Below are 16,003 nucleotides of genomic sequence, written 5' to 3'. Positions count from 1 at the left end.
CTACAACCAACCAAGCAAAGCCGCACTAGCACTGCTTAATGCTAGTCCTGCCGTCTCTGTTCGTAGCACTCGCTCTCCAAAACGTACTTTGTGTGCATGATGCTGTGACATCAATCTCATTTCTGTATCTGACCAACCGCCCTCTGGTCCAATAAAAAAACCAATATTATTTAAAGTGGTATTTTGACGTAAATAGTCAGTGAGAGACTGTTCCCCCTCTGGGTCAGCAATAAAAAGCTGTAAGAAAGAGACGGTTTTATGAGTAGTAGTGCTGGTTGTTGATGATAATGAGGATAAGTTTGTTTGTTTCTCTATTGCTGCTTGTGGTGTAGTTGATGAAGTAGTAGTAGTAGTAGTAGTAGTAGTAGTAGTAGTAGGGAGAACACTTTTGCTTAACTGCTCACATACTGTTTTCAAACTTTGCACAGGCCATAATTCCATCAATGTATTGCGCCCACTTTGCTCACTTGCAGACTGTATAATTGCCTGCCAATGTTGCTGGCGTTTTTCTAAGCGATTCCCTGATAATTGTAAGACACTACGCTCTGCCGCCACAGGAATAAAACGAGAGACTCCAAGCTCTACTGCTTTTTCAATAATCCAATCCATTTTATCGCCAGAGGCAAGTGCTTGAATCAAGGTAATTTGACCAGTTAATACCCGGTTATCTTTGATAAATGTATCAATTTCTGCTTGGGCTATGCCTTGATTAAAGCGTAATACTCCTTGATACTCACCACCTTCTCCGTTAAATAAACTGATTCTCACACCCTCGCGCAAGCGCAGGGCACGTCCAGCATGATGGGCAGCTTCGGGAGGAAGGGTAACAGTACTATGATTTTCCAGAGGAATAGGGCAGAAAAAACGAGGTAAAGCCATTGTGCTCAATATCCTAGAGATTTGTGTTAAGCAAACATTTAAATGTTAAAATTATACGTTGAAATTTAGTTTGTTAGACCTTACAGGACCCAAATGAATACCGAATCAACTATTAAGCCTAGCGTATTGGCTAATGCTATCCGTGCTTTATCGATGGACGCTGTTCAGCAAGCTAACTCTGGACACCCTGGTGCACCGATGGGTATGGCAGATATTGCTGTGGCTTTATGGCACCGCCATCTTCGTCATAACCCTGCTAATCCACAATGGTACAACCGTGACCGTTTTGTCTTATCTAATGGGCATGGTTCTATGCTGATTTACTCACTTTTGCATTTGACTGGCTATGATTTGCCTATGAGTGAGTTAAAGAATTTCCGGCAATTACATTCTAAGACGCCAGGACACCCAGAGGTAGGGGTTACAGCTGGAGTGGAAACCACGACAGGACCATTAGGTCAAGGTATTGCAAATGCAGTTGGTTTTGCTTTGGCAGAGGCACTGTTAGCGGCAGAATTTAACCGTGATGGATTACCTCTAGTTGATCACTTTACCTATGCTTTTGCAGGGGATGGTTGCTTGATGGAGGGGGTTTCTCATGAAGCATTTTCTTTGGCTGGAGCTTTAAAACTAAGCAAACTTATTGTGCTTTATGATGATAACGGTATCTCAATTGATGGTCATGTAGAACCTTGGTTTTCTGATGATACGCCTAAGCGTTTTGAGGCTTATGGCTGGAATGTTATCCGTAATGTTGATGGGCATGATATTGATGCGGTAGATGCAGCTATTGCTCAAGCAAAGGTCAATGCGGCTAAACCCAATGCCGGTCCTACCTTAATTTGTTGCAAAACAGTGATTGGTAAGGGTGCTCCTAATATGGCAGGCACAGAGAAAGTGCATGGCTCTCCATTAGGTGCGGCTGAGATTGCTGCAGCACGTGAAGCATTAGGGTGGGAGTCTGAGCCTTTTGTGGTACCTGAAGAAGTTGCCAAGGCGTGGAATCATGCAGTTGAAGGAGCAAAGCAAGAGCAAGCGTGGAATCAAGTATGGGAGGCTTACCAAAAGGCTCACCCTGCATTAGCAGCAGAATTTGAACGTCGTATGCACGGTGATTTGCCCGTGAATTTTGCGAGTAAGTTTCAGGATTTTCTCACTGAAACATTAGCCAAAAAGGAAACTGTTGCTTCCCGTAAGGCTTCTCAATTTGCTATTGGTGCATTAGCAGCAATTATGCCTGAATTTCTCGGTGGTTCGGCTGACTTGACTGGCTCTAATTTCACAGATTGGAAAGGGGTTGTGCCTGTGCGTGCTGCGGAGCAGGGTATTCAAGCTGGTCGTCATATTAACTATGGTGTGCGTGAGTTCGGTATGGCGGCGATTATGAATGGCATTGCCTTACATGGTGGTTTCCTACCTTATGGAGGCACTTTCCTTACCTTCTCCGATTATTCACGTAATGCGATTCGTATGGCTGCCTTGATGAAACAGCGTGTTGTACATGTGTTTACGCATGATTCTATTGGTCTAGGAGAAGACGGTCCTACCCACCAATCTATTGAACACGCGTGGAGCTTACGTCTCATTCCTAATCTTGATGTATGGCGTCCTTGCGATACTTACGAGACAGCTATTGCATGGCAATCAGCTGTAATGCGTCCAGCAAGTCTTGGTCTTAATGTCAAGGCGGGAGGTCCTAGTGCATTATTACTATCTCGTCAAAATCTACCATTTGTAGAGCGTGATGAGGAAACTTGTATTAATGTGGCCAAAGGTGGCTATGTATTGCGTGATGCAGCCGGTGCCAAGGCTGTGATTATTGCCACAGGCTCAGAGGTAGATATTGCATTAAAAGCGCAAGCATTGCTTGCTGATGAGGGTATTGCTGTTCGTGTAGTATCTATGCCAAGTACTAATGTGTTTGATCGTCAGTCAGCAGAATATCAAAACAGTGTATTGCCTGTGGATTTGCCGGCAGTTGCAGTAGAGGCAGGTTGCTCTGGAGCATGGTACAAATATGTTGGTCGCCGTGGTGCAGTAGTGGGTATTGATACCTATGGTGAATCTGCACCAGCTGGTGTATTGTTTAAACACTTTGGTTTAACACCAGAAAATGTGGCTCAAAAGGTCAAAGAAATTTTATAAATCAGGAGAAAAATATGACAATTCGTGTTGCAATTAATGGTTATGGACGTATTGGTCGCATGGTGTTACGTGCCCATTACGAATATGGTAAGAAGCATGATATTGAAATTGTAGCAATTAATGCTTCTGGATCCGCAGAAACTAATGTCCACCTCACTAAGTATGATACGACTCATGGCCGTTTTAATGCGGATGTATCATTAGATGGTGATTACATGGTCGTTAACGGGGATCGTATCCGTATTTTTAGCACACGTGATCCGCTCGAATTGCCATGGAAAGAGCTTGGTGTTGATGTGGTGATGGAGTGTACTGGTGCATTTACTTCTAAAGAAAAGGCCTCATTACACTTGCAAGCGGGAGCTAAGAAAGTGTTGATTTCCGCTCCTGGTGGTAAAGATGTAGATGCAACAGTGGTTTATGGTGTTAACCAAGACGTACTAAAAGCATCTGATACCGTAGTATCTAATGCTTCTTGCACTACAAACTGCTTGGCTCCATTGGTTAAGCCTTTACAAGATGCCATTGGCATTGAGAATGGTTTAATGACGACTATCCATGCCTACACTAATGACCAAGTACTTATTGATGTGCGTCACAAAGATTTACGTCGTGCACGCTCTGCTACGATGAATCTTATTCCTACTAAAACAGGTGCGGCAGCGGCGATTGGTCTAATTCTTCCTGAGTTAAATGGTAAGTTAGATGGTTACGCTATCCGAGTTCCAACGACTAATGTTTCAGTTGTTGATTTTACGTTCCTAGCCAAACGTGATACTTCTGTTGATGAAATTAACCAAATCTTAAAAGCAGCGACAGAGGGATCGCTTAAAGGTATTCTTGCTTTTAATACTGACCCATTAGTGTCTTCCGATTTTAATCACACTTCTGTATCAAGCACTTATGATGCGACCTTGACTAAAGTAAATGGACGTCTTGTTAAAGTATCTGCTTGGTATGATAACGAGTGGGGCTTCTCTTGCCGTATGTTAGATACCACTGTGGCAATGATGCAAGCTAAATAGTTGTAAATGTGGTGTAGACGGCACTCGTAGTGGATATGAGTGCCGTTTGCATAGGTGGCGAATTGATAATTTGAAAGAGTGGCAGGATTACTCTTAATAAGAATAAGTGAGGATAGTTATGCTGAATGTTAAAACATTATCTAGCCTAGCAGCGGCAGGTGAGCTTAAAGGCAAACGCGTTTTTATTCGTTCGGATTTAAATGTGCCTTTTAACGACAAAGGTGAAATCACTGAAGATACACGTATTCGTGCTTCTGTGCCCGCCATCAAAATGGCTTTAGCGGCAGGTGCTGCAGTGATGGTGACATCACACTTAGGGCGTCCTACTGAGGGGGTGTTAAACCCAGAAGATTCTTTGGCTCCAGTGGCTAAGCGTCTTACTGAATTACTGGGACAAGAGGTTAAGCTCGTTCAAAACTGGGTAGATGGTGTTGATGTAAAAGCAGGCGAAGTGGTCTTGCTGGAAAATTGTCGTGTCAATCCTGGGGAGAAAAAAAATAACGAAGAGCTTGCCAAGAAAATGGCAGCACTGTGTGATGTTTATATAAATGATGCGTTTGGTACAGCCCATCGTGCAGAAGCCACCACACATGGTATGGCAAAGTTTGCTCCTATCGCTTGTGCAGGTCCTTTGTTAGAGGCTGAGTTGACTGCTTTGGGTCGTGCCTTGAAAGAACCTAAACGCCCCCTAGTGGCCATTGTGGGGGGGGCTAAAGTATCTACAAAATTATCTATTTTGCAATCATTAGCGACTAAAGTTGATCAATTAGTTGTCGGTGGAGGTATTGCAAATACCTTTATGTTGGCTAAGGGGTTAAATATTGGTAAATCATTGGCTGAGCCAGACCAAGTGGAAGAGGCCAAAGCTGTCATGGAAATGATGGAAAAACGTGGGGCAGGTGTTCCTATCCCTACGGATGTAGTAGTTGCCAAAGAGTTTTCAGCGACAGCAACACCAACGGCTAAAAAAGCCAATGAAGTGGCTGAAGACGAAATGATTTTTGATATTGGTGCAGAGACTGCACAGACTCTGGCTGATATTATTGCTAAAGCAGGCACTATCGTGTGGAATGGTCCTGTAGGTGTATTTGAATTTGACAGCTTTGCCGCAGGCACAGAGAAAGTTTCTCGTGCGATTGCTGATTCAGATGCATTCTCTATTGCCGGCGGTGGAGATACCTTGGCTGCCATTGCAAAGTTTAATATTGCTGATAAAGTGGGTTATATTTCTACTGGTGGTGGTGCTTTCCTTGAGTTCCTAGAAGGTAAAGTACTTCCTGCTGTAGAAATACTAGAGCAACGTAATCAATAATAAATATAAGTACCCTAAAAATACTTAGGTATTTTTAGGGTATCCCCTCCTTTCACGACATAGTGCTTCGTGTTATAAAAATCTACTCATTCACTCCAATCATTCATCAAAAGGGAAATCTGATGTCTCAATGGCGTAGTAACTTGTTGAGTATGGTATTACTCTCATCATTGTGCAGTATGACGATGGCGGCAGAGCCAACTGAACCACCTATATTGAAATATACAGAACCTACTGAAGGCAGTCGTATAGCCGAAGATGGGGTGTTTGCTTTGCTTTTTGATCAAGCAGTGAAACCAGAGTCTTTATTGGAGCATACTTCTTGCTTGGTGTCTGGAGTGGGAGAGAGGATTCCTGTCCGTTTATTGACAGAGGACGAACGTCAACAGTTATTCAAAGCACCGGCATTATCCTGGATAGTGGAATCAGCTGATGAGAGTAATGATTCCCCAGCTATCAAGTCTGGAGATGCTCCTCTTAGAGGAAGTGAGAAAATTGCCTTTGTTCAATGTACACGCCAGCTTCCTACTGATGCTAAGGTGACACTTGCCATCACTTCAGGGTTAGAGGGTGTTAATCATAAAGCGACAGTACAGGCATGGGCATTGGATTATCAGGTCAGAGAACCTTTTAAACTGACTTTTAGTTGTGAGCGTATTAATCCCAAAGCAAATTGTTCGCCATTAGGACATGTATCGTTACTATTTAGTAGTCAAGTCCCAAAAGACCAGGCTCAAAAAGTACAGTTAATGATAGATGGTAAAGAAGTTCAGGCTTCTGATGAGATTCTTGAAGAGGGATCTTTTGTGAGTTATAAGTACTTCCAAGGTCCATTTCCTCCCAAGGCCTCTATCGAAGTGAGAGTCCCAGACAATTTTGTTGACGATATGGGGCGTCCTTTAGTTAATGCAGATAAATTTCCATTTAAGGCAACATTTGATAATTATCCACCTTTATTAAAGTTTGCCACAGGTGATTTTGGTATTATCGAAAGTTATGCGCATGCCCAACCTGGTGTTTCGTTAAAAAAACAACCAGCTTTGATTCCATTGACCGTGCGTAATGTAGAGAAAAAACTAGCCACAAGAGGACTCTATCAAGCAGGCCATGTCAGTGAGTTAGCGACGCAAGATGATGCACAAGTGCGTAAGTGGTTGGAGATTATTCCTCGCTTGAATTATCGTCCTATTAGTCAAGAGAATTTTACACGTCTACTACAGGGAGAAGAAGAACAATATCAAGAGGGTAATCTAGACTCTCGTAATCTTTCTGTATTGGCTACCCAAAAAGGGGCTCGTCAATATGATTTACCAAGTCTTAAAAATGTAAATAATGAGACTGAGGTAATTGGCTTACCTGTGAAAGCACCTGGGTTCTATGTGTTTGAAGCACGTTCTCCTCTATTAGGTGAGCAACTCACAAAAAATGCTCAACCCATGTATGTGCGCACAACAGCACTGGTAACTAATATGGCGGTGCATCTTAAAACCAGTGAGGATGGGGCTTTAGTATGGGTAACTCGCCTAGACGATGCTCAAGTTATTCCTAATGCGAAAGTACGTTTAAGTGCTTGCGATAACCGTGAGATTGCAACAGGCGAGACTGATGACAAAGGTGTATTCCGCTTTGAGGGTAAATTACCTAAACCAGAAAATTGTGATTACGATACCTATATGGCAAGTGCACGTATTGGGCCAACGCATCCTATGGCTTATGGGGTAGCAGATTATGCTTTTGCTTTCAGTACCTGGAATAATGGCATTGAAGATTGGCAATTTAATGTGGGTAATGTCTATCGTTCCTACTATAGCGAAGAGTCTCCTCAATTATTAATACATCCTGTGCTAGGTCGCACCTTATTGCGTGCTGGGGAAACAGTGCATATGAAACACTTTGCTCGCTTGCAGACAAAAGAAGGTATTGCAGCCCCCATGGTGGATACACGTTTGCCTAATAAAGTGGTTTTTAATATTGAGGCATTAGATGAAGAGATTGAGTTACCTTTAAAGTGGGAAAGGGCGCCTAATGGTGGTGTGTATGCAGAAACAGATTGGCATATTCCCCAGACAGCCAAGAATGGAGTTTATTCTGTTAAGTACCGAGAGGGGGATAAGGATTTTGACATTGTTAATCCAAAAACTTCTTTCCAAGTAGAAACTTTCAAAGTGCCTTTTCTTAAAGGGAGTATTCAGGCAACAAGTGATGTACAACAGGGTAATATATTGATTAACCCTAAAACTATTACTGCAACGCTTCAGTTAAATTATATAGCTGGAGGTGTGGCTGCTGAGTTGCCTGTAGAGCTGTCAGCTATGATAGTGTCCAATGGTATAACTGTCAAAGAGGATAACACCGTTTTTGGTGATGCAGCACCCATAGAACCAGGGCGAAATGTGTTTCTCAATAAGAAAAAAATTGCCTTGGATGCCAATGGTCACGCCCAAGTTGTGATTGATAATGTTCCTACAATTAAAGGCAATAGTGACATCATTATTGAAGCAAGTTTTATGGATCCTAATGGGCAGGTACAGACAATTACTCAGACAGTACCTGTAGTTGCTTCCAGCATATTAGTAGGTATTCGAGGTGAGAATCAAGCAGAAGCAGGTAAGTCCTATACCGCAGAAGTGATAGCAGTAGATGCCTTGGGGCATCCAAAACCTGATGCTGAGGTTCTGTTGCAAACTGCTAAAGAACAAACCAAAGTTGTGCGTAAGCGTCTAGTGGGTGGCTTTTATACGTTTGATGTGAATACGGAGAAAGGAGAGCTTACTACACTGTGTCAGGGGAAAACAGATGCGCAAGGTATTTTAAAGTGCACCCTAGATAAAGCTCCCGATAGTGACATAACCCTATTTGCACATGCTCAGGATGAGCATGGTAACCACTATAGTTCACGTCGTTCTTTGTGGATTTATAAAGGTCAGAGCTGGGATGCCGGCAATGATACTGATAGAGTAGATGTGGTGCCAGATAAGCCACTTTACCAAGCTGGTGATGAGGCGGTTTTTGATGTCAAAATCCCATTTCGTGAAGCAACAGCACTGGTGAGTATCGAGCGTGAAAATGTCATGGATTATCAAGTCGTGCATTTTGAGAAAAATAGTTCGACATTTAAACTCAAAATAAAACCTGAATGGGCTCCTAATGTCTTTGTGAATGTACTTTCTATCCGTGGACGAATTCGTGGTGATACGAATGATGCGGGTGTGGCATGGGTGAAAGATGATACACAAGCACAAGGTGCAAGTACATTAATTGATTTAGCCAAACCTTCATTTAGGATGGGTGTGGTTAAGGTGAAAGTGGATAATCCAGATAATCACATGAATATCGATTTATCGCTAGATAAGTCCGTGTATCAGGTGAGAGAGAAGGCTAAATTACATATCTCAGCAAAACGTATGAATGGTGATAAAGTAGCGCAAGCTAATGTTGCTGTCTTTGTGGTGGATAAGGCTTTGTTGGAGTTAGCCAAAAACAATACCTCTGATATTCTGGCAGCAATGTGGCCTGAGCGCCCTTGGTTGGTTAATACAGCGACAGCCCAAGGAGAGGTTGTGGGGCGTCGTCACTATGGGCGTAAAGCTGTTCCTGCAGGAGGAGGGGGTGGTTTGTCACCGACCCGAGAGCTTTTTGATACTTTGGTTTTCTGGAAAGCTAATGTTGTATTAGATAATAATGGGGAAACAGATCTTGAGATACCTCTCAATGATAGTATCTCTCAGTTTGAAATCGTTGCAGTGGCTGACGACGGCAAGGCTGTTTTTGGTACGCAAAAGGTTGATTTTGCGAGTAAGCAGGATTTGCAAATTATTTCTGGTCTACCATTACTTATTCGTGATACAGATAAATTCGATGCGGTAGTCACCTTGCATAATAGCACGGATAAGGATATGTCTGTATTAGTGACAGGCACGGTTAAAAAGGACGGTGTTGAAGTATTGTCCTTGCCTGAGAAACAGGTGATGCTTTACGCAGGTCGCTCTAATAGGGCTGTGTGGCAGGTTGACCCTTTACATTTAAGTGATAATGAGGGTAAGCAAATACTTGATTGGTATTTTGATGCCAAAGAAGTGAAGTCTATGGATGAAGAGGTTTCTACTCTTTCTTCAGATGCTACTCATAAACCCTCTGTTGATGCTGCAACTGTTTCAGCGACTCCAACGACAATGGCTGTTAAATTAGCTCAAGATAAGATTCATGTAACACAGCAACTGATTCCTTATGTTCCAGTAACAGTACGCCAATCTCAATTGCTTCAGGTAGCTGCTAATGCACAAGGAGTGCAGTTGTCTGTTCAACCTCCGACTCGTGCTTTAAGTGTAAATGATGCGATTCGTGGAGGTATTCAGGTACAGATTCAGAAAAGTTTAGGGGCTAGCTTAAATACAGTAAAACGTTATTTTGCTGAATATCCTTATAGTTGTTTTGAACAACGAGCTTCAGTAGCGATGGGATTGCAAAATCATGCAGCATGGGATGCCTTGATGCAAGAGGCGAATAGTTATTTAGATGAACAGGGGCTTATTCGCTATTACCCTTCTGCCGCAGTGGATGGTAGCCCTTTATTAAATGCCTATATTCTTTCTATTGCTGCAGATGCTAAAACTTTAGGTTGGTCATTTGATATTCCAGAGGCGATTCAAGAGCGTATGTTGACCGGTTTATCCAATTTTGTTTTGGGTAAATTAAATTCAGAATATGACTGGATTCCTGTTGCTGATAAGAAAGATTACTATTTGACTTTGTTAGCGGCGTTAGCCCGTTATCATAGAGTCACAGAAAGCATGTTAGAGGCTTATCCTCTTGATGCGGGATATGATGAGGCAGGACTTGTGAATCTTTATATTATTCATCAATCTTTGCATGGGGAAAAACAACATGATGTTTTAGTCGCATTGCGTGAACGTATTCTTGCCAAAATGGCTAACCAAGCGGAGCATCTAGTCTTTAAAAATATGACGGCATTGGATAATCTGTGGTGGTTAATGGATGATAGTAAGAGCATTCAAGCAAAATTATTAATTGCAGTAGCCCGTGATGATATGTGGAAAAAAGAAGTGCCAGCACTTGCACAGGGTCTTATTGCTGCTCAAGTTAAAGGTCAGTGGGGTATGACCACCAATAACTTGTTAGGAAGCCTGGCAGTACATGCCTTTACACAGGCTTTTGAAAAAGTACCAGCAGAAGGTGAGGTGAATGTAAGCCTTTCTGATCAAGATCATGATGCAGCACAGGAGTGGAATGGTTTGAGTTTGAATCAAGCCATCACTATCCCTTGGGTGAATAAAAAATCGGCTGATATGAAGCTAAGTCTTGTGGGTAAAGGGGCTGTATGGGCAACAGTTACCAGCTTGGCAGCAGTTGAGCCAATTGAAAATACTTTTGCTGGGTATCGCGTAGATAAATTAATCGAACCAGTCAGCCGTCGTGTGGCGGGTCAATGGTCTGTTGGTGATGTATATCGTGTTCATTTGCGTATTACAGCTGATGCACCGATGAGTTGGGTTGTTGTCAATGATCCTATTCCAAGTGGTGCAACTGTCTTGGGTAGTGGGTTAGGACGCGATAGTATTTTATCTGGACAGCTAGATGAAAAACTGGCTGAGCATAATGATGAATATAGTACTTATGTCGAACCAAGTTTTGTAGAGCGTAAGTCAGATGTCTATCGTGCTTATTATCGCTTTATGGATAAGGGGGAGATTAACTTAGAATACACAGTGCGTTTAAACAATGTAGGTAAGTTCTCTTTACCAGCAACGCGTGTGGAAGCTATGTATGCTCCCTCCTTATTTGGCGAGGCAGTGAACAATGACATTCAGGTAAAAGCTCCTTAGCCAAGTATGGGTGTAAAATCATCGGTGAGGGTAATGACCTAGTCTCAGCGAGCCTGTCGTCTTTAGGATGACAGGCTTTTTAATGGTGAAAATCATGGTTTAGCGTCATGAGAATGGTGTTTTTAGCAGATGTGTATTGAAAGGAAACATTAAGATAGCATATGAAAAAGTGGTATGGGCATTTTTTTCTTGTGAGTGTATTGTTAGTGTTTCTCACTTATGTGGGGGGGCAGTTGTTTATTTCGACATTAAACGTGCCTTCATTTATACAGATTAGTCAACAAAACCCAAGCTCTTTTATTCAGATTCTAGCCCGTGATGGTTCTCCAATAGAAACAGTGAGAGCCGATTTCCAACAACGACGCTTGGCTTGGCAACCGTTAAAAAATTATTCTGAGCGATTGCAAAGTTTCGTTTTGTTATCAGAAGATAAGCGATTTTATCAGCATAGTGGTGTGGATGGCTTGGCTCTGTTAAGTGCCTTACGAGGTGTGTTGTTAGGCGAAAGAGGGCGTGGGGCTTCCACTATCTCTATGCAGATAGTGGGGATGATAATTCCTGAATTACAGCGTCAAAATGGCTCTCGCACTTACCAACAAAAAATTCTACAAATGTTTTATGCACAGGCGTTGGAGCAGCATTGGAGCAAAGAGCAAATTTTAGAGGCTTATCTTAATTTAGTACCTTTACGTGGGGAAATTGTGGGGATGGCAGCAGGAGCACAAACTTTTTTTCAAAAATATCCTGCTGCTTTAAACGAAAGGGAAAGTGCTGTTTTAGCAGCTATGTTGCGGGCGCCGAATGTAGACAAAGAGACTTTGATTCGCCGCACCTGTGATTTATTATTGTCCCATCATAACCATTGTGATTATTTAGATACTTTTGTGGCAAATATGCTGGGACGTTCTTATAAACAGTTTCTGGATACACCAGCAGATGCTCCTCACTTGGCATCACAGTTAATAAAGGCTTACCAGCAGTCTGGTGTATCAATAAGTCATACACTTTATTCAACCATTGATAAATCTTTACAACGATTTATACAGCAACGTATACAGTCTCGTCTTGTTGATTTATTTCAAGAGAAAGCGAGTGATGCAGCAGTAGTCGTGTTGGATAATCAGACGGGTGAGGTGCTTGCTTATGTAGGTTCATCAGGTCATCTATCCGCAGCCCAGCACGTCGACCATGCGAATGCTCCGCGTCAAGCAGGCTCGACCTTGAAACCTTTTTTATATGCACAAGCTATCGCTCAAAAGCACCTGACAGCAGCTTCTCTATTAAATGATGATGTGTTGAGTCTAGATGCAGGGTCAGGTTTGTATGTACCACAAAATTATGATAGACGGTTTAATGGTTGGGTATCGGTGCGAACAGCATTGGCTTCCTCTTTAAATATTCCTGCTGTAAAAACGCTCACAATGCTTGGTATCGATGATTTTAGAGATAAGTTGGTGGAATTGGGACTGCCTTTGACTGAAACAGGTGAATTTTACGGCTATAGTCTAGCATTGGGAAGTTCCGATGTGACTTTATTGAGTTTAACTAATGCCTACCGTGTATTGGCTAACCTAGGCGTGTATTCCCCAGTGCGATGGATGCCTAAATCTCTCAACAAAATGAACTCTATGGCTCAGGATGAGGATGCTCCACAAAACAACGAGACAACGAATTATTTAAATGAGAAGAAAAGGGTATTTAGTCCTGAAAGTAGTTGGATTATTGGCAATATTCTTTCTGATCGCTATGCTCGTGTGTTGACTTTTGGAGCGGATAGTGCATTAAGTACGCCCTTTTGGGCTGCTGTGAAAACAGGTACCAGTAAAGATATGCGAGATAATTGGGCTATAGGTTGGTCCTCACGCTATACTGTTGGAGTATGGGTAGGCAATAGTGCTGGTGCTAGTATGCGTAATGTGAGTGGTGTTTCTGGTGCAGCTCCTATTTGGCATGATGTGATGGCTTATTTGCATAAAGAGCTTCCCTCTATAGAACCGCCTAAGCCTGAGACTGTTGTAGCAGAGGATATCCATTATCGTCCTGCCGTAGAGCCTACTAGAAAAGAGTATTTCATAGCAGGGACACAAATGCAGGAAGTACACTTATCAGCAACCCGAGGCACATCAGTAGAAGAAGGCACGTTGGCAACACAAAATGTCACTACTGTCATGCAAACTACCTCTGAAAATTTAGCAGAAACAGACATAACGGCCTCTGATACTGTGGCCTCAATATTTATCAGCACCCCGACAAATGGTACTATTATTGCTTGGGATCCTGATATTCCCAAAGATTATCAACAATTAAAAATGGAGGCTAGACAGATTAATCATATACTACCCACACAGGTTTATTGGGTCTTAAATGGAGTCAAAATAGGACGTGGTAATCCTTTTTATTGGCCTTTGAAAGTGGGGCGATACACCTTGGGTTTGTTTGCTCAGGATGGGCGACAATTAGATGAAGTGATGTTTCAAGTGAGGTAATCTTGGTATATGGGATTCTGTTTTTATGGCCTATTTTTTGAGTTCAGGAGACAAGGATAAAAAGTATTTTTAGCCTCCTATGGTTATCATTGAAATAAGTATCTGGGTTGTACCAAATATAATTTGCTTTAGTGCTGAAGGCTGTTATATGATGAGAAAAGAAAATAAATGAATTTTCATGACTGAGGAAAAACAATATGAGTACATTACGAGTCGCCGTAGGGCAATTTCCAGCGAGCAATGATATTGATGAGAATAAGGCCTATATTACCAGTCTTATTCATCAAGCGACTCAGCAACAGGTGAAGCTGTTGGTGTTGCCTGAAGCCTCTATGTGTTCGTTTGCTTCTGAGTTAGAGGTACTACAACGCTTGGCAAAAGAGAGTACGCCAGCTTTTATCCATTTTATGCAGGAACAAGCTAAGCAAAATAATCTGTATATAGTGGTGGGAGTGTTGAGTGATGGTGGTGATAGCCTCGAGCCTCGTGTTCGCAATCAGTTATTAGTGATTCATCCAACAGGGCAGATTTTGACCCAGTACACTAAAATTCATGTCTACGATGCGTTCAAATTTAAAGAGTCTGACAAAGTAAAACCTGCAGATTTAGCCGATGATGGCTCTATGTTCGGTGTGTTTAGTGTGGGCGAATTTACTTTTGGCTTAATTAATTGCTATGACTTGCGTTTCCCAGAGTTAGCACGAGCATTAATTGATCGAGGTGTCAATGTCTTAAGTGTGAGTGCTAATTGGATTCCTGGGGCGTACAAGGAAATGCACTGGGATGTACTATTGCGTGCAAGAGCGATTGAAAATACCTCGTATGTTCTGGCGTGTGGGCAAACTGCACCCAAAGGAGTAGGGCAAAGCATGATTATTGATCCTATGGGCTTTGTGATTGCTGGGGCTGGCGAGCAAGTAGGTATTCGAGTGCATGACCTAGATAGCCAACGTATTGCAGAGGTAAGAGAGTTATTGCCTTGCTTAGCCAACCGACGCTTAGTTTAATGTAGGAAATATAAAAAATATATTGGTTTATATTTAAATATATATAAATTTATGTTTATGTATAATTTTATATAGATTAGTATATTTATATAGTATTTAGTGTGCCTTTGAGCTTTATAGGAGAGTGTTCAGATGGATAGAGTAAAAAATCCATTTACTCCAGAATCGGGGACTCAACCTCCTGCATTGGAAGGGCGTTCGGAAATTCTTGATGAAGCTAGTATCCAAATTAAGCGAGCTTCTATGGCCTGTCTTATTTTTTGGGGCAGGGTTGCCACAAGTAGCGGCAATGTCTGGCGATGCCAAGTCCTATGCAGAGCGCTTGTTTAATTATCCTTATATCGGGGCCTTACCAGATAAAGAGGCAAAAAATGCGATTAAAAATCCTATAACCTCTTTGCATGAGGCTATTAATGTGGATGCATTAGAAAGGATTGTTCAATACACAAAAGGTTATCCTTATTTTTTGCAAGAATGGGGATCAGAGGTATGGAATGTTGCCACGGATGGTCAACCCATATCTTTGTTTGGTGATTTCTTGCGTAGGCAATTTAAAGCCCATCTTTTGTTCTCTCATCAATAAGCAAGTAAAAATTTGCTAAAATAAAGGGTTATCTGTATTTATTGATTATTCTCTAGGAGAAACTTATGGCACTCGTGTCAATGCGCCAATTATTAGACCATGCCGCTGAAAATGGTTATGGTTTGCCAGCATTTAATGTTAATAATCTTGAACAAGTTCAAGCCATTATGGAAGCAGCTAAGGAAACTAACAGTCCTGTGATTATGCAGGCCTCTGCTGGTGCTCGCAAGTATGCTGGAGAGACTTTCTTAAAGTACTTGATCCAAGCGGCTGTTGAGTCTTATCCAGAGATTCCAGTGGTGATGCACCAAGACCATGGTCAATCTCCAGCGATTTGTAAAGGAGCCATTGACTTAGGTTTTTCTAGCGTGATGATGGATGGCTCCTTAATGTCTGACGGTAAGACCGTGGCAAGCTATGAGTACAATGTTGAAACCACTCGTGAAGTCGTTCAAATGGCGCATAAATTAGGGGTTTCTGTAGAGGGGGAGCTGGGAGTATTAGGCTCTCTTGAAACCATGAAAGGTGACAAAGAAGACGGTCATGGCGCAGACGGTACTTTAACACGTGAACAATTATTAACTGACCCAGAACAAGCGGCAGATTTTGTTCGCCAAACTCAAGTAGATGCTTTGGCGATTGCGATTGGTACTAGCCATGGTGCGTACAAGTTTACTCGTAAACCTACAGGGGATATTCTTTCTATCCAACGCATCAAGGAAA

General features: G+C 42.2%; 9 protein-coding genes. 8 read left to right on the top strand and 1 reads right to left on the bottom strand.

Annotated features, from left to right (window positions below; translation table 11 throughout):
- Positions 1–879, bottom strand: coding sequence for a 16S rRNA (uracil(1498)-N(3))-methyltransferase (locus tag HKX40_RS10250; RefSeq protein WP_171589488.1), 879 nt, complete (start codon positions 877–879; stop codon positions 1–3).
- A gap of 93 nt (positions 880–972) precedes the next feature.
- On the opposite strand from HKX40_RS10250, the gene tkt reads away from it, so the two are divergent.
- The 8 genes from tkt to HKX40_RS10210 all read left to right on the top strand — a co-directional run.
- The gene (gene tkt / locus HKX40_RS10245) at positions 973–3,024 is read left to right on the top strand and encodes a transketolase (protein WP_171589487.1); all 2,052 of its coding nucleotides are present in this window, start codon (positions 973–975) and stop codon (positions 3,022–3,024) included.
- A 14-nt stretch (positions 3,025–3,038) separates the two neighbouring features.
- On the top strand, positions 3,039–4,049 hold the full coding sequence (gene gap / locus HKX40_RS10240) for a type I glyceraldehyde-3-phosphate dehydrogenase (protein WP_171589486.1): 1,011 nt from the start codon (positions 3,039–3,041) through the stop codon (positions 4,047–4,049).
- 118 nt (positions 4,050–4,167) lie between these two features.
- Positions 4,168–5,361: a phosphoglycerate kinase gene (locus HKX40_RS10235; protein WP_171589485.1), complete on the top strand. Its 1,194-nt coding sequence runs from the start codon at positions 4,168–4,170 to the stop codon at positions 5,359–5,361.
- 122 nt (positions 5,362–5,483) lie between these two features.
- Positions 5,484–11,204, top strand: coding sequence for an alpha-2-macroglobulin family protein (locus tag HKX40_RS10230; RefSeq protein WP_171589484.1), 5,721 nt, complete (start codon positions 5,484–5,486; stop codon positions 11,202–11,204).
- A 161-nt stretch (positions 11,205–11,365) separates the two neighbouring features.
- Entirely contained in the window at positions 11,366–13,690 is a 2,325-nt protein-coding gene (pbpC, locus tag HKX40_RS10225; RefSeq protein ID WP_171589483.1) for a penicillin-binding protein 1C, read from the top strand.
- Positions 13,691–13,887: 197 nt separating this feature from the next.
- On the top strand, positions 13,888–14,697 hold the full coding sequence (locus HKX40_RS10220) for a carbon-nitrogen hydrolase family protein (protein WP_171589482.1): 810 nt from the start codon (positions 13,888–13,890) through the stop codon (positions 14,695–14,697).
- Between the two features lie 211 nt (positions 14,698–14,908).
- Entirely contained in the window at positions 14,909–15,280 is a 372-nt protein-coding gene (locus tag HKX40_RS10215; RefSeq protein WP_216605234.1) for a hypothetical protein, read from the top strand.
- 65 nt (positions 15,281–15,345) lie between these two features.
- Positions 15,346–16,003 (top strand): ketose-bisphosphate aldolase (locus HKX40_RS10210; RefSeq protein WP_171589481.1); only part of this gene is annotated, 658 nt, incomplete at its 3' end.

This window comes from Pelistega europaea (genome assembly GCF_013133775.1).
Classification (GTDB): domain Bacteria; phylum Pseudomonadota; class Gammaproteobacteria; order Burkholderiales; family Burkholderiaceae_B; genus Taylorella; species Taylorella europaea.
The sequence above is the reverse complement of the archived record's forward strand: the minus strand, read 5'-3'. Positions and strand labels throughout refer to the sequence as shown.

Bases quoted from the DNA above. Each gene is read 5' to 3' on its own strand.
- HKX40_RS10215 (WP_216605234.1), top strand. From the start codon at position 14,909: ATGAAGCTAGTATCCAAATTAAGCGAGCTTCTATGGCCTGTCTTATTT.
- HKX40_RS10250 (WP_171589488.1), bottom strand. From the start codon at position 879: ATGGCTTTACCTCGTTTTTTCTGCCCTATTCCTCTGGAAAATCATAGT.
- HKX40_RS10220 (WP_171589482.1), top strand. From the start codon at position 13,888: ATGAGTACATTACGAGTCGCCGTAGGGCAATTTCCAGCGAGCAATGAT.
- HKX40_RS10230 (WP_171589484.1), top strand. From the start codon at position 5,484: ATGTCTCAATGGCGTAGTAACTTGTTGAGTATGGTATTACTCTCATCA.
- HKX40_RS10235 (WP_171589485.1), top strand. From the start codon at position 4,168: ATGCTGAATGTTAAAACATTATCTAGCCTAGCAGCGGCAGGTGAGCTT.
- gap (WP_171589486.1), top strand. From the start codon at position 3,039: ATGACAATTCGTGTTGCAATTAATGGTTATGGACGTATTGGTCGCATG.
- pbpC (WP_171589483.1), top strand. From the start codon at position 11,366: ATGAAAAAGTGGTATGGGCATTTTTTTCTTGTGAGTGTATTGTTAGTG.
- tkt (WP_171589487.1), top strand. From the start codon at position 973: ATGAATACCGAATCAACTATTAAGCCTAGCGTATTGGCTAATGCTATC.